We start from the raw sequence: 13,534 nt of genomic DNA on the forward strand, positions 1-13,534 counted from the left end.
AGGTAGAACAGCACCGCCGTCGACAACGCCAGCAGCATCAGCGGAGGTAGAACAGCACCGCCGTCGACAACGCCAGCAGCATCAGCGGCACGGCTTCCAGACCAACGAAGACTGCCAGTGCGCCGATCCAGGCGGGCAGGCCGGCGACCAGAAACGCAGCACGGCGTTTCGCGGCCAGGGCGATCCAGGCGGTGGGTTCTTCAGGGGTATCGAGGGCTTTTTGGGTCGCGATCAGCGCATGTTTGTAACCGCCAAAGAACTTCAGGCTGACAAACATCGACGCCACACCGGCAATGAAAAACGGCATGGCCAGCACCGGCAGAATCGCCTCGCTTTGGCCGAATAAGCCATTGACCACGAACAGCGGCAGCAAGGCCAACGCCAGAAATTGCCACCAGTTGACGGCCAGTCGTCGCCGTACCTGACCGCGGGTCACGCCCGGTCAGCCTCGCCCTGGTGCTCGTTGCCCATCATGTGGTCGAGCTTGCTGGCCTTGGTGGCCAGGTAGAGTTTGTTGTGCGGGTTGTGCCCGGTGTGCAACGGCACGCGCTCGGCAACCACGATGCCCATGTCGGTCAAGGCTTTGACCTTGCGTGGGTTGTTGGTCATCAGTCGCAGGGATTTCACGCCCAGATGCTCCAGCATTGGCAGGCACATGGCGTAGTCGCGCTGATCGGCGGCGAAACCCAGACGCTCGTTGGCTTCAACGGTGTCAGCACCGCCGTCCTGCAATTCATAAGCGCGGATCTTGTTCAGCAGGCCAATGCCACGGCCTTCCTGACGCAAGTAGAGCAATACGCCACGGCCTTCACGGGCGATCGCCTGCAACGCCGCCTCGAGTTGCGAACCACAGTCGCAACGCTGGCTGAACAAGGCATCGCCGGTCAGGCATTCGGAGTGCAACCGACCGAGTACCGGAGCACCGTCGGCGATCTCACCCAGGCTCAGCACCACGTGCTCACGCCCGTTCTCTTCATCGAGAAAGCCGTGCATGGTGAATTGCGCAAAAGGCGTTGGCAGCTTGGAAGCGGCGACAAAAACGACAGGCACCGGTGTGCTCCTGATCTATAAGTACTGAAGATTCGCAGAGGCGGCATTGTAACAGCACGTTCCTACAGACGCTTAGGCTGAATTATCGGCCATAACGATCAAAAAGTTTGATATCTGCCCCGCGCCCGCATTGAACGTTTTCATTTCGAGCCGAACGGATAGGGCTGTTTCCAGCGTTCGAAGACCGGTTTCAGCTGACCGCTTTTTACCCGGATCGGTATCGAAACTCCAGCGCGGATAGAGCACGTCACTGACTTCATCCCGATAGGCACCGACACACGCGTCCACTTCGCCACGCTGTGCCAGGCCCGTGGCGCGCGTATACGGTTCGATTCGAATATCCAGTTTGACGCCCGCAGGCTCGAACACTTCGCGCAACACGTCCCAGCCCAAACCACGACCATCGGCGGCGGTAAAGTCTTCCCACGCTTCGCTGGCCAGGTGAATCACGGACGGCGTCGTCGGTGCATCCCCCGCCTGGGCGAACGAGCAAAACGTCGCGAAAACCATCACCATCAACCAGCGAGCCATCTTTCGTCCTCGACTGTAGCCTTCAGGCGAAAAGCCAGACCAGCCCTTGCATCGCCAACCACGCGAACACCCCCGCAAGCACGTCGTCGAGCATGATCCCGACGCCACCGTGCACATGCCGGTCGATCCAGCGAATCGGCCAAGGCTTGAGGATGTCGAAGAAGCGGAACATCAGGAACCCCGCCAACAACCAATACCAACCTTGCGGCACCAGCCACAGGGTGATCCACATCCCGACCATTTCGTCCCAGACGATGCCTTCATGGTCGTGCACGCGCAAATCGTCGGCGACCTTGCCGCACAGCCAGAAGCCGAACAGCATGGTGATGCCGAGCATCAGCCAGTAGCCCCAGTCGGGCAGCATCTGCCACAACGGAATAAAGGGTAACGCCACTAACGAACCCCAGGTGCCCGGCGCTTTTGGYAGGGTGCCCGAGCCGAAGCCGAACGCCAGGAAATGCCACGGATTGCGCCAGACCGACGGTGGTACGAACTCCGACGGAACCTGTTTGGGATGATCTGTCACGGTGTCTCCCGAAAATGTTGGTAACCCCGGATTGGCGGGGTGATGTCGTGTCCGTCGGCGTCCAGCAGAATCACGCCCTGCCCTGCAACCACCTGCCCGAGCACATGGATCGGCCAGCCGTCCGCCAGTAACGATGGCAACTCGGCAGGCGGCAAGGTGAAGGCCAGCACGTAATCGTCACCGCCACTCAGGGCAGCCTGCTCAGCGCCGGATTGACCGAGGAAAGCCAGCAGCGCCTTCGACAACGGCAGCCTGCTGCGCTCTACCCGAATCCCGACTTTCGACGCCAGGGCAATATGCCCGCAGTCGGCGAGCAGGCCGTCGGAGATGTCCAGCGCGGCGGTGGCCTTGCCACGCAAGGCCTGGCCCAACGCCAGTTGCGGTTGCGGCGACCAGTAGTGGGCCAGCAATGGCTCGGCGATGGCCGCGTCCGCAGTCCGCTGGCCGAGCACCAGCGGCAATGCGCCCGCGCCGTTACCCAGTTCACCGCCCACACAGAGTAAATCGCCCGGCCGTGCGCCGCTGCGGGTCAACGCCAGACCGGTCGGCACCCGGCCGAACACGGTCATGGTCAGGCTCAACGGCCCGCGAGTGGTATCGCCGCCCACCAGTGCCACACGGCAATTCTGCGCCATGAGGTTCAAACCACGGGCGAACGCTTCCAGCCAATCGGAAGTCCCGGTCGGCAAGGTCAAGGCAAGGGTAAAGGCAACGGGGGTGGCGCCCATGGCGGCCAGGTCGCTGACGGCCACGGCCAGCGAGCGCTGGCCGAGCAGAAACGGATCGCAGGGGTCGGCGAAATGCACACCGGCCACCAGCGTATCGGTAGAAATCGCCAACTGCTCCCCGGGAGGAATAGCCAGCAAGGCGCAGTCGTCGCCGATCCCGAGGGCAACGCCTTCGCCGCCCTGCGCACAAGGCGCGGCGGCGAAGAAGTTGCGGATCAGCTCAAACTCACCCATGGCAATGGCAGTTCAAGCGCCAATCAGCGCTTGAACGCCTTCACTTCGGCTTCACGCAGACGCGGGGCCAGCTTGTCGAGCACACCGTTGACGAACTTGTGGCCGTCGGTGGAACCGAAGACCTTGGCCAGTTCGATACCTTCGTTGATCACCACGCGGTATGGCACGTCGACACGCTTGAGCAGTTCCCAGGTGGACAGGCGCAGAACCGCCAGTTCAACCGGGTCCAGCTCTTCGATTGTCAAGTCCAGGCAAGGCTTGAGCGCGGTGTCGATCTCGGTCTTGAACTGCGGAACCCCGTGCAGGATTTCGCGGAAGTACGCGCCATCGACATCGGTAAAATCGTTATCGACCCGGAACTGCGCTTCGATCTCGTTCAGCGACTGCTTGGCCATATGCCATTGGTACAGCGCCTGGGTCGCGAGCTGACGGGCTTCGCGACGCTTGGCGCTTTTCGATGGCTTGCCGGCATCCGCAGGCTTTGGATCGCGCGGGTTGAAACGATCGCTATCGTCGCTAATCACTTGGCCTCCAACTGCGCCAGCAGGCTGACCATTTCCAGAGCGGACAGGGCAGCTTCAGCACCTTTGTTACCGGCCTTGGTGCCGGAACGTTCGATGGCTTGTTCGATGGAATCAACGGTCAGTACGCCGAAAGCGACCGGTACGCCGAACTCCATGGACACCTGGGCCAGGCCCTTGGTGCATTCGCCAGCCACGTATTCGAAGTGCGGAGTACCGCCACGAATGACCGCGCCCAAGGCGATGATTGCCGCGAACTCGCCCTTCTGAGCGACTTTCTGCGCAACCAGCGGGATTTCGAAGGCGCCAGGCGCACGGATGATGGTGATGTCGCTTTCGCTCACGCCATGGCGAACCAGGGCATCAACTGCACCGCTGACCAGGCTTTCAACCACGAAGCTGTTGAAACGGCCCACTACCAGAGCGTAGCGGCCTTTAGGGGCGATGAAGGTACCTTCGATGGTCTTCAGGGTCATTCGTTAGATCTCTTAAAGAGCCGGGACGCGTTTTCTACGCATCCCTCAGTGATGTGTTAGCCGCGAATCAAGGACTGGAAACAACCGGTCATTATTCGGAGGGCACGTATTCTACAACTTCCAGATCGAAACCGGATATCGCATTAAATTTCATCGGCGCAGACATCAGGCGCATTTTACGCACGCCCAGGTCCCGAAGGATCTGCGAACCGGCACCAACGATGCTGTAGGTGGTCGGCTTTTTCACTGCGCTGTGGTCGGCGGTTTCGCGGATGTGCGCCAGCAACACGTCGCCATCGAGCGGGTGACCGAGCAACAGCACCACACCGCTGCCAGCCTCGGCAACCGCGGCCATGGCGGCGCGCAGGCTCCAGCGGCCCGGTTGCTTGACCATCAGCAGGTCACGCAGCGGGTCCATGTTGTGCACCCGAACCAGGGTCGGTTCTTCGGCGCACACGTTGCCCAGGGTCAGGGCCATGTGCACGTCGCCTTCCACCGAATCACGATAGGTCACCAGGTTGAACTGGCCCAGTTCGCTGTCCAATGGCTGCTCGGCAATCCGCTGAACGGTACGTTCGTGGATCATCCGGTAGTGGATCAGGTCGGCAATGGTGCCGATCTTGATGTTGTGCTCGGCGGCAAACGCTTCGAGTTCGGCGCGACGGGACATGGTGCCGTCGTCGTTCATCACTTCGCAGATCACACCGCTCGGCTCGAAACCGGCCATGCGTGCCAGGTCGCAAGCCGCTTCGGTATGGCCGGCGCGGGCCAGGGTGCCGCCGGCCTGGGCCATCAGCGGGAAGATGTGGCCGGGGCTGACGATGTCTTCAGCCTTGGCGTCTTTGGCGGCAGCGGCTTGTACGGTACGCGCACGGTCAGCCGCGGAGATACCGGTGGTCACGCCTTCGGCGGCTTCGATGGACACGGTGAACTTGGTGCCGAAGCCGGAACCGTTGCGTGGCGCCATCAATGGCAGCTTGAGCAGTTCGCAGCGCTCGCGGCTCATTGGCATGCAGATCAGGCCACGGGCGTGCTTGGCCATGAAGTTGATGTGCTCAGCCTTGCAGCACTCGGCGGCCATGATCAGGTCGCCTTCGTTCTCGCGGTCTTCGTCATCCATGAGGATGACCATCTTGCCTTGGCGGATGTCTTCAACCAGTTCTTCGATGCTATTGAGCRCCACAAGGCACCCCCTTGAGTCAGGATTTGAGGTAGCCGTTTTGGGCCAGAAAGCTTTCAGTAATAGTGCCGCCAGACTTCTGCGAAGAGCCAGGCTCAGCAGCTTTGTCACCCAGCAGCAGGCGCTCCAGATAACGGGCCAGCAGATCGACCTCCAGGTTCACCCGGCGACCTGGCTTGTAAGAAGCCATGATGGTTTCACTCAGGGTGTGCGGAATGATCGTCAGCAGGAATTCGGCGCCATCGACCGCGTTCACCGTCAGGCTGGTGCCGTCGACGGTGATCGAACCTTTATGGGCGATGTACTTGGCCAGTTCTTTCGGCGCACGGATGCGAAATTCCACGGCGCGGGCATTGTCGCTGCGCGAAACCACTTCGCCGACACCGTCGACGTGACCGCTGACCAAGTGCCCACCCAGGCGGGTGGTCGGGGTCAGGGCTTTTTCCAGGTTGACCGGGCTGCCGCTTTTGAGGTCATTCATGGCGGTGCAGTCGAGGGTTTCGCGACTGACGTCCGCCGCAAAGCCATTGCCCGGCAGTTCAACCGCCGTCAGGCACACGCCGTTGACGGCAATGCTGTCGCCCAGTTTGACGTCGCTCAGGTCGAGCTTGCCGGTTTCTACGTAAACCCGCACATCTCCGCCTTTTGGGGTCAATGCACGAATACTGCCGATGGATTCGATGATGCCGGTAAACATGGAGTCCTCCTCGAGAACAGGGCCTTCTGGGCTGCAGCCGGGAATTATACGCTGACCGTTGGGACAGGTATGGCAATGACTCGCCAGTCATCGCCAACCGCGCGGATTTCGGTAATTTTGAGCTCGGGCGCATCTTTCATCTGCGCCAGCGGCCAGTCCAGCAACGGTCGCGCCGTGGAGCCGAGAAACTTGCCGGCAATGAAAATCTGGAACTCGTCCACCAACCCTTGCTGAGCAAACGCCCCGGCCAGACGCGGACCGGCTTCGACCAGCACCTCGTTGACGTCACGGGCAGCCAGTTCAACCAGCAACTTGCGCAGGTCGACCTGGCCATCGTCGCCCGCCACGATCAGGCACTCCGGACCGTTGGCGTATTGCTCTTCGATCGCCATGCACGTCGCAACCAACGCCGGACCAGCCTTGAAAAACGGCGCGTCCAGAGGCACCCGCAGGCGACCGTCGATCAGCACGCGCAGTGGCGGACGGCTCATGGCCAAGGCGGTTTGTTCGGGATCGAGGCCCAATTCATCGGCACGCACGGTCAAGCGGGCATTGTCCGCCAGCACCGTGTCGGCGCCGGTCAGCACCACGCTGGCCTGCGCGCGCAGCCGTTGTACCGCCGAGCGAGCCGCCGGGCCGGTAATCCATTGGCTCTCGCCGCTTTCCATCGCTGTGCGACCGTCGAGGCTCATGGCCAACTTGACCCGCACGAACGGCAAGCCGTGTTCCATGCGCTTGAGGAAGCCTTCATTGAGCTTGCGCGCCTCACCTTCCAGCACGCCGCTTTCGGTGGCGATTCCCGCCTGGGCCAGACGTTGCAGACCGCGACCGGCAACTTCCGGGTTCGGGTCCTGCATCGCCGCAACGACGCGCGCCACACCGGCATTCACCAGCGCATCGGCGCAGGGGGGTGTACGGCCGTGGTGGCTGCACGGTYCCAGGGTCACGTAAGCCGTGGCGCCTCGCGCCTTGTCACCGGCGGCACGCAAGGCGTGGACTTCGGCATGGGGCTCGCCGGCGCGCACATGCCAGCCTTCGCCGACAATCTGCCCGTCACGCACCACCACGCAGCCAACCCGCGGGTTGGGGTGCGTCGTGTAATGACCTTTGCGCGCCAGTTCCAGGGCACGGGCCATGTAATGGGCGTCGAGGATGGCTTGTTCCGGGGAGGTGGTCATTCTTTCACCGGTTCACGGGCGAGGCGATCGATCTCTTCGCGGAACTCGTTGAGGTCCTGGAAGCGTCGGTACACCGAAGCGAAGCGGATATAGGCGACTTCATCAAGCTTTTTCAGCTCGGCCATCACCAGTTCGCCGACCACGAGGGATTTGACCTCGCGCTCGCCAGTGGCGCGCAGCTTGTGTTTGATGTGCACCAGCGACGATTCCAGGCGCTCGACACTCACCGGGCGCTTCTCCAGCGCTCGCTGCATGCCGGCACGAAGTTTTTCTTCGTCGAACGGCTGGCGACTGCCGTCGGTTTTGATCAGGCGCGGCAACACCAGTTCAGCGGTTTCGAACGTCGTGAAGCGTTCGCCGCAGGCCAGGCATTCACGCCGGCGGCGCACCTGTTCGCCCTCGGCGACCAGACGCGAGTCGATGACCTTGGTGTCGTTGGCACCGCRGAAGGGACAGTGCATGGTGGCAGGCAACAAAAAATGGGAGGGCCATGGTAGCGCATCCCCGTGGCAAGACAAGCCATAGGGTTTGCGGTATACAGACGGGCTATAATGTTTTCACCTTGCTGGAGCCGCCAATGTCGTTACGACCGCTCGTTTTGCTCAGTCTTTTCAGCCTGCTGGTGGCCTGTGGCAGCGATGCACCCAAGCCCCAGCCACCAACACCAGGCCCAGCGCCGCAACAGGCGCAGAAGAAGGCCAAGGCGTCTGCCGAGCTCGGCCCGCTGCCGGCTTACCAACGTGAAATCAGTGGCACCCTGATGGGCGTGCCGGCCGACGCCGAAGTCGAACTGGCGCTGCTGGTGATCGACGAAAAGGATCGCCCGCAACAATTGCTCGCCAGTGCCAACCTGATCGGCACCAATCAGGTGTTGCCGTTTCGCCTGCGTTTCAACCCTGAATCCTTCCCGGTTGGCGCTCGCGTTGAACTGCGCGGCCGCGCCAGCCAGTCCGGGCAGTTGATTCTGCATCTGCCGGCGCAACTCATCACCCAGCCGACGACCCAGGCCCTGGGTCAGTTGCAATTCGTCAAAGCGCCATGATTGCACCGCTCGACCTGCAACAGGCGTTGGGTGAACTGCTCGGTGACGCACAGCTTGTAGCCTGTGAATTGCCGGGCACCGAGCTGAAACTCTGGCTGATCGACGGCGACAACATGGATCGCGCCTTCAGCCCCGAAGAAACCCGGCGGATTCTCCACGAGCCGCCGTACTGGAGTTTCTGCTGGGCCAGTGGGCTGGCCGTGGCCCGCTATCTCGCCGAACACCCGCACTGGGTCGTAGGCAAACGGGTGCTGGATTTCGGCGCCGGTTCCGGCGTGGCTGCGATTGCGGCCGTGAAGGCCGGGGCGCTGGAAGTGGTGGCCTGTGACCTGGACCCGCTGGCGATTGCCGCGTGTCGGGCGAACGCCGAACTCAATGATGTGCAGCTGCGCTACTCGACGGATTTTTTCGCCGAAGCGGATCGATTTGATCTGGTTCTGGTGGCCGACGTGTTGTACGACCGGGAGAATCTGCCGCTACTCGACGAGTTTCTCAGCCGTGGCCGGGAAGCGTTGGTGGCGGATTCACGGGTGCGGGATTTTCGCCATCCGCTGTATCAGCGCATCGAGATGCTGCAGGCGATGACCTTGCCGGACCTGGCCGAACCCGAAGAGTTTCGGCATGTGAGCCTTTACCACGCGCGGCGCGGTTAGCAAAAAGCTTCACGGRCAAGAGTTGGATCACCCCCGCTTTCAGCCGCCCCCCACCAAGCCTTATAGTGGCCTCATCCACGCTTTTACGAGATCCCCCATGAGTCAGGAAACGCCGTACATCTTCGACGCCACGACTGCCGATTTCGACCAGTCGGTGATCGAGAACTCTTTCCACAAACCGGTACTGGTGGATTTCTGGGCCGAATGGTGTGCGCCGTGCAAGGCCTTGATGCCGATGCTGCAAACCATCGCCGAGAGCTATCAGGGTGAGTTGCTGCTGGCCAAGGTCAACTGCGACATCGAGCAAGACATTGTTGCGCGTTTCGGCATTCGCAGCCTGCCGACCGTGGTGCTGTTCAAGGACGGTCAGCCGGTGGACGGTTTTGCCGGTGCGCAACCGGAATCCGCTGTGCGCACGATGCTCGAACCTCATGTGCAAATGCCGCCTCCAGCCGCCGCCGACCCGTTTGAACAGGCTCAGGCGCTGTTCGATGAAGGCCGTTTCGTCGACGCCGAAGCCACGCTCAAAATCTTGCTGACTGAAGACAACACCAATGCCAAGGCACTGATCCTCTACGCCCGCTGCCTTACCGAGCGCAGCGAGCTGAGTGAAGCGCAAGCCGTACTCGACGCGGTCAAGACCGATGAACACAAGGCCGCGCTGGCCGGCGCCAAGGCGCAGATCCAGTTTCTCGGCCAGGCCAGGGATTTGCCGGATGCGGCAGACCTGAAAGCACGCCTGGCGAAAAATCCGCAGGATGATGAGGCGGTCTATCAGTTGGCGATCCAGCAACTGGCCCGTCAGCAATACGACGCGGCGCTGGATGCGTTGCTGAAACTGTTCGTCCGCAACCGCAGCTACAGCGAAGGCTTGCCACACAAGACCTTGCTGCAAGTGTTCGAACTGCTGGGCAACGATCACCCGTTGGTGACCACGTACCGTCGCAAGCTGTTTGCCGCGCTCTATTAAGCTCTTTTTTGCGGCTTACTCGATCCAGCTGTAGAGCGGCGTATCCCCGCCGCTCACTACTTTGACCTCTGCGCAGTGGCGCAAGCGCACCAACAAGCGCTTGCCCGCCGCTGCGCTGCCGGTCAGCCCTTCCAGTTGCTCCAGCAAATCCGGCCCACTCAATTGCCCGGCCTTGCGCAGCAATTCTTTGGCGATCTGCCATAGCGCATCATCCTGATTCACCGGTTTGACCGGTGTTGCACTCGCCTCGGGTTTGGCAGCCTGCAACTGCGCACCGAGCTGCGCCCAGTCGCCCTCATCCAGTTCAAGGGTCAAATCCACCGGCCAGTCGCCGATGCTTCCGCGTATTCGCAACATAAGTCTGCTCCAGCACATACCTGACTCGCATGCTCCCATGGGTCTTGCACAACGCCAAGCAGACGGTCAAACTCTCGGCACTTTCGTTATAAGATTACATAACAAATTTTTCATTTTACTTTTCGGAGACCCGTCATGCGCCGTCTGCTGCTCGCTTTGCCGTTTGCCTTGTTGCCGCTGGCTGTCGCCCACGCGGCTGTCGAGCAAGATCACGACCATGAGCACGGCAGCCTCGGTGCCCACGAACACGGCGTCGGTCGTTTGAATGCGGCGCTGGACAGCCAGACCCTGGAGCTGGAGCTGGAAAGCCCGGCAATGAACCTGGTGGGGTTCGAGCACGCCGCCACCACCGATGCCGACAAGGCCAAAGTCGCTGCGGTCCGTGCCCAACTGGAAAAACCGCTGACGCTGTTCAACCTGCCGAAAGCCGCCGGTTGCGTGGTCGCGACCCAGGAACTGGAAAGCCCGTTGTTCGGTGACAAACCGGATGCCGACGATGAGCATGAAGAAGCCAAGGACGGTCACGAGCATCAACATGACCACAGCGAAATCCACGCCCGTTACCAATTCAGCTGCTCGGCCCCGGGCGCGCTGAAGACCCTGGACCTGGCGACTGTCTTCAACACGTTCCCGGCTACCCAGAAGATTCAGGTACAACTGGTCAGCCCGAGCGGGCAGCAAGGGGTTGAGGTGACGGCCAAGGCGGCTGCCCTGAAATTCTGATCCGACACCAATCCTGTAGGAGCGAGTCTTGCCCGCGAAAGCGATCTGTCAGTCAACATCTCTGTTGGATCTACTGGCCTCTTCGCGGGCAAGCCTCGCTCCTACAGGGGGTAATGTTGAATGCGAAGTCGAGACAAACCTCATGAAATCGGCGCCATGACCCAAGCACTCATCGAATTGTCCGACCTGGGCTTCAGCTGGCCCGGTCACCCGCCGCTGCTGGACATCCCGGCGTTTCGCCTGGAGCCTGGTGAAACCCTGTTCCTCAAAGGCCCCAGCGGCAGCGGCAAGACCACCCTGCTCGGCTTGCTCGGCGGTGTGCAAAAGCCTGATCGCGGCAGCATCCGGTTGCTCGGCCAGGAATTGACTGAACTGTCTGCCGGGGCTCGCGACCACTTCCGGGTCGATCACACCGGCTACATCTTCCAGCAATTCAACTTGCTGCCGTTTCTGTCGGTGCGGGAGAACGTCGAACTGCCCTGTCACTTCTCGAAACTGCGCGCCGAGCGGGCGAAACAGCGCCACGGCAGCGTCGATCAGGCCGCCGCCACCCTGCTCGCCCATCTGGGCCTGAAGGACGAAAACATTCTGGGCCGCCGCGCCGATTCACTGTCCATCGGCCAGCAGCAGCGGGTCGCTGCCGCGCGTGCACTGATCGGTCAGCCGGAACTGGTGATCGCCGACGAACCGACCTCGGCCCTGGACTACGACGCTCGCGAAAACTTCATTCGCCTGTTGTTCGCCGAATGCCGCGAAGCCGGCTCGAGCCTGTTGTTCGTCAGCCACGATCAGAGCCTCGCGCCGCTGTTCGATCGCCACCTGTCGCTGGCCGATCTCAATCGCGCCGCCACCCCGTCCGAGGTTTGAGATGTATTTGTTTCGTCTAGCCATGGCCAGCCTCGCTAACCGTCGCTTCACCGCGATCCTCACCGCGTTCGCCATCGCCCTGTCGGTCTGCCTGCTGCTGGCGGTGGAGCGGGTGCGCACCGAGGCCAAGGCCAGTTTCGCCAGCACCATCAGCGGCACCGATCTGATCGTCGGCGCGCGTTCCGGCTCGGTGAACCTGCTGCTGTATTCGGTATTCCGCATCGGCAACGCCACCAACAACATCCGCTGGGACAGCTTCGAGCAGTTCGCCAACAACCCGAAAGTGAAGTGGGCGATCCCGATGTCCCTCGGCGATTCCCATCGTGGTTATCGGGTGATGGGCACCACTGAGGCGTACTTCGAGCATTACCAGTATGGCCATCAACAGCATCTGGAACTGGCCGACGGCCGTGCCTTCGCCAGCGATCCGTTCGAAGTGGTGCTCGGCGCCGAAGTGGCCGACGCGCTGCACTACAAACTCGGCGACAAACTGGTGCTGGCCCATGGCGTGGCGGCGATCAGCCTGGTCAAGCATGACGACAAACCGTTCACCGTGGTCGGCATTCTCAAACGCACCGGCACCCCGGTGGACCGCACGCTGCACATCAGCCTCGGCGGCATGGAAGCGATCCACATCGACTGGCACAACGGTGTACCGGCGCGGGGTAACGGTCGGGTCAGTGCCGATCAGGCGCGTAACATGGACCTGACGCCGCAAGCGATCACCGCGTTCATGCTCGGCCTTAACAACAAGATTTCGACCTTCGCGCTGCAACGTGAAATCAACGAATTCCGTGGCGAACCGATGCTGGCGATCCTGCCGGGTGTGGCGTTGCAGGAGCTGTGGAGTTTGATGAGCACGGCGGAAAAAGCCTTGTTCGTCGTCTCGCTGTTCGTGGTGCTGACCGGGTTGATCGGCATGCTTACGGCGATTCTCACCAGCCTCAACGAGCGGCGCCGGGAGATGGCGATTCTGCGTTCGGTGGGTGCGCGGCCATGGCATATCGCGACTTTACTGGTGCTGGAAGCGTTTGCCCTGGCGCTGTCGGGAGTGATTGCCGGCGTGGCGCTGCTGTATGTGGGCATCGCCGTGGCGCAGGGTTACGTGCAGTCGAATTACGGTTTGTACCTGCCGCTGGCCTGGCCAAGCGAATATGAATGGACGCTGCTCGGTGGCATCCTGATCGCCGCGCTGCTGATGGGCAGCGTGCCGGCCTGGCGCGCTTATCGCCAATCCTTGGCCGATGGCCTGTCGATCCGCCTGTGAGGACCTTGAACATGCCCCGCGCTCTGCTTGCGCTGTTGATGTTGGTTGCTCTGCCGCTGTGGGCGGCCGAGCCGAAAGACCTGACCTGGTCGGAAATGATCCCGCCGGATGCCCCGCCGGAAGTGCCGAACATGACGCCGCTGCACGACCTGTCGAAGATGAGCGACGCATTGTCCGCGGAGTCGGCCCCGGGCGCCAAACAGGACATGCCGAACGCGCCGGTGGTGAAAAGTCTCGATGGCCAGAACATTCGCTTGCCGGGGTACATCGTGCCGCTGGAGGTCAGTGAAGAAGGCCGCACCACGGAGTTTCTGCTGGTGCCGTATTTCGGCGCCTGCATCCACGTACCGCCTCCGCCGTCGAACCAGATCGTGCACGTCAAAAGCGAAGTCGGCGTGAAGCTCGATGAGCTGTACCAGCCGTACTGGGTCGAAGGTGCGTTGCAGGTCAAGGCGTCCACCAGCGAATTGGCGGATGCCGGGTATCAGATGGAGGCGCAGAAGATTTATGTGTATGAACTGCCGGAGTGAACAC

The 13,534-nt window shown here is 61.7% G+C and carries 18 protein-coding genes and 1 pseudogene; 7 read left to right on the plus strand and 12 right to left on the minus strand.

The genetic code is table 11. From position 1 onward, the window contains the following. Positions 1-37: 37 nt before the first annotated feature. From AC1DLB_RS07255 to nrdR, 11 genes and pseudogenes are all read right to left on the minus strand, one after another. A complete protein-coding gene (locus AC1DLB_RS07255) occupies positions 38-436 on the minus strand; it encodes an MFS transporter (protein ID WP_477784806.1) in 399 nt (132 codons plus the stop codon). Further along, complete coding sequence (gene ribA / locus AC1DLB_RS07260) at positions 433-1,050, minus strand: GTP cyclohydrolase II (RefSeq protein ID WP_018925694.1); 618 nt, start codon at positions 1,048-1,050, stop codon at positions 433-435. Before ribA ends, AC1DLB_RS07255 begins: the two co-directional genes overlap by 4 nt. Before the next feature lie 210 nt (positions 1,051-1,260). After that, a pseudogene (locus tag AC1DLB_RS07265) lies at positions 1,261-1,581 on the minus strand (ABC transporter substrate-binding protein); the annotation flags it as partial. 22 nt (positions 1,582-1,603) lie between these two features. Beyond that, positions 1,604-2,107, minus strand: coding sequence for a phosphatidylglycerophosphatase A family protein (locus tag AC1DLB_RS07270; protein WP_018925692.1), 504 nt, complete (start codon positions 2,105-2,107; stop codon positions 1,604-1,606). Further along, on the minus strand, positions 2,104-3,069 hold the full coding sequence (gene thiL / locus AC1DLB_RS07275; protein ID WP_477743835.1) for a thiamine-phosphate kinase: 966 nt from the start codon (positions 3,067-3,069) through the stop codon (positions 2,104-2,106). Before thiL ends, AC1DLB_RS07270 begins: the two co-directional genes overlap by 4 nt. A 23-nt stretch (positions 3,070-3,092) precedes the next feature. Next, positions 3,093-3,593 carry a transcription antitermination factor NusB gene (nusB, locus tag AC1DLB_RS07280; protein WP_007933632.1) on the minus strand — a complete coding sequence of 167 codons (501 nt, stop codon included), beginning with the start codon at positions 3,591-3,593 and terminating at the stop codon, positions 3,093-3,095. Continuing rightward, positions 3,590-4,066, minus strand: coding sequence for a 6,7-dimethyl-8-ribityllumazine synthase (ribH, locus tag AC1DLB_RS07285; RefSeq protein ID WP_003228649.1), 477 nt, complete (start codon positions 4,064-4,066; stop codon positions 3,590-3,592). The genes nusB and ribH overlap by 4 nt, the downstream gene beginning before the upstream one ends. Before the next feature lie 91 nt (positions 4,067-4,157). Continuing rightward, positions 4,158-5,249 carry a bifunctional 3,4-dihydroxy-2-butanone-4-phosphate synthase/GTP cyclohydrolase II gene (ribBA, locus tag AC1DLB_RS07290; RefSeq protein ID WP_477784807.1) on the minus strand — a complete coding sequence of 364 codons (1,092 nt, stop codon included), beginning with the start codon at positions 5,247-5,249 and terminating at the stop codon, positions 4,158-4,160. Positions 5,250-5,265: 16 nt separating this feature from the next. Next, positions 5,266-5,943, minus strand: a complete 678-nt coding sequence (locus AC1DLB_RS07295) for a riboflavin synthase (protein WP_086945954.1) — start codon at positions 5,941-5,943, stop codon at positions 5,266-5,268. A gap of 44 nt (positions 5,944-5,987) precedes the next feature. Further along, positions 5,988-7,121, minus strand: coding sequence for a bifunctional diaminohydroxyphosphoribosylaminopyrimidine deaminase/5-amino-6-(5-phosphoribosylamino)uracil reductase RibD (gene ribD / locus AC1DLB_RS07300; RefSeq protein WP_477784808.1), 1,134 nt, complete (start codon positions 7,119-7,121; stop codon positions 5,988-5,990). Next, complete coding sequence (gene nrdR, locus AC1DLB_RS07305; protein ID WP_477784809.1) at positions 7,118-7,582, minus strand: transcriptional regulator NrdR; 465 nt, start codon at positions 7,580-7,582, stop codon at positions 7,118-7,120. Before nrdR ends, ribD begins: the two co-directional genes overlap by 4 nt. Before the next feature lie 116 nt (positions 7,583-7,698). On the opposite strand from nrdR, the gene AC1DLB_RS07310 reads away from it, so the two are divergent. From AC1DLB_RS07310 to trxA, 3 genes are all read left to right on the plus strand, one after another. Beyond that, entirely contained in the window at positions 7,699-8,163 is a 465-nt protein-coding gene (locus tag AC1DLB_RS07310) for a YbaY family lipoprotein (protein WP_018925687.1), read from the plus strand. Beyond that, on the plus strand, positions 8,160-8,816 hold the full coding sequence (locus tag AC1DLB_RS07315) for a class I SAM-dependent methyltransferase (RefSeq protein WP_018925686.1): 657 nt from the start codon (positions 8,160-8,162) through the stop codon (positions 8,814-8,816). The genes AC1DLB_RS07310 and AC1DLB_RS07315 overlap by 4 nt, the downstream gene beginning before the upstream one ends. Positions 8,817-8,913: 97 nt before the next feature. Continuing rightward, positions 8,914-9,786, plus strand: coding sequence for a thioredoxin (gene trxA, locus AC1DLB_RS07320; RefSeq protein ID WP_477779358.1), 873 nt, complete (start codon positions 8,914-8,916; stop codon positions 9,784-9,786). Positions 9,787-9,801: 15 nt separating this feature from the next. Here the strand turns inward: trxA and AC1DLB_RS07325 are convergent, their stop codons facing one another. Further along, entirely contained in the window at positions 9,802-10,143 is a 342-nt protein-coding gene (locus AC1DLB_RS07325; RefSeq protein WP_086945957.1) for a hypothetical protein, read from the minus strand. A gap of 135 nt (positions 10,144-10,278) precedes the next feature. On the opposite strand from AC1DLB_RS07325, the gene AC1DLB_RS07330 reads away from it, so the two are divergent. From AC1DLB_RS07330 to AC1DLB_RS07345, 4 genes are all read left to right on the plus strand, one after another. Beyond that, the gene (locus AC1DLB_RS07330) at positions 10,279-10,866 is read left to right on the plus strand and encodes a DUF2796 domain-containing protein (protein WP_477743834.1); all 588 of its coding nucleotides are present in this window, start codon (positions 10,279-10,281) and stop codon (positions 10,864-10,866) included. A gap of 156 nt (positions 10,867-11,022) precedes the next feature. After that, complete coding sequence (locus AC1DLB_RS07335; RefSeq protein ID WP_019650853.1) at positions 11,023-11,733, plus strand: ABC transporter ATP-binding protein; 711 nt, start codon at positions 11,023-11,025, stop codon at positions 11,731-11,733. 1 nt (position 11,734) lies between these two features. Then, positions 11,735-13,000 (plus strand): ABC transporter permease, encoded by a 1,266-nt coding sequence (locus tag AC1DLB_RS07340; protein WP_007933653.1) that lies wholly within the window; start codon positions 11,735-11,737, stop codon positions 12,998-13,000. Positions 13,001-13,011: 11 nt separating this feature from the next. Next, positions 13,012-13,530: a DUF3299 domain-containing protein gene (locus AC1DLB_RS07345; RefSeq protein WP_477784810.1), complete on the plus strand. Its 519-nt coding sequence runs from the start codon at positions 13,012-13,014 to the stop codon at positions 13,528-13,530. The last annotated feature ends 4 nt before the right edge of the window (positions 13,531-13,534 follow it).

The sequence above is a fragment of the Pseudomonas sp. 05N434 genome, assembly GCF_056396965.1.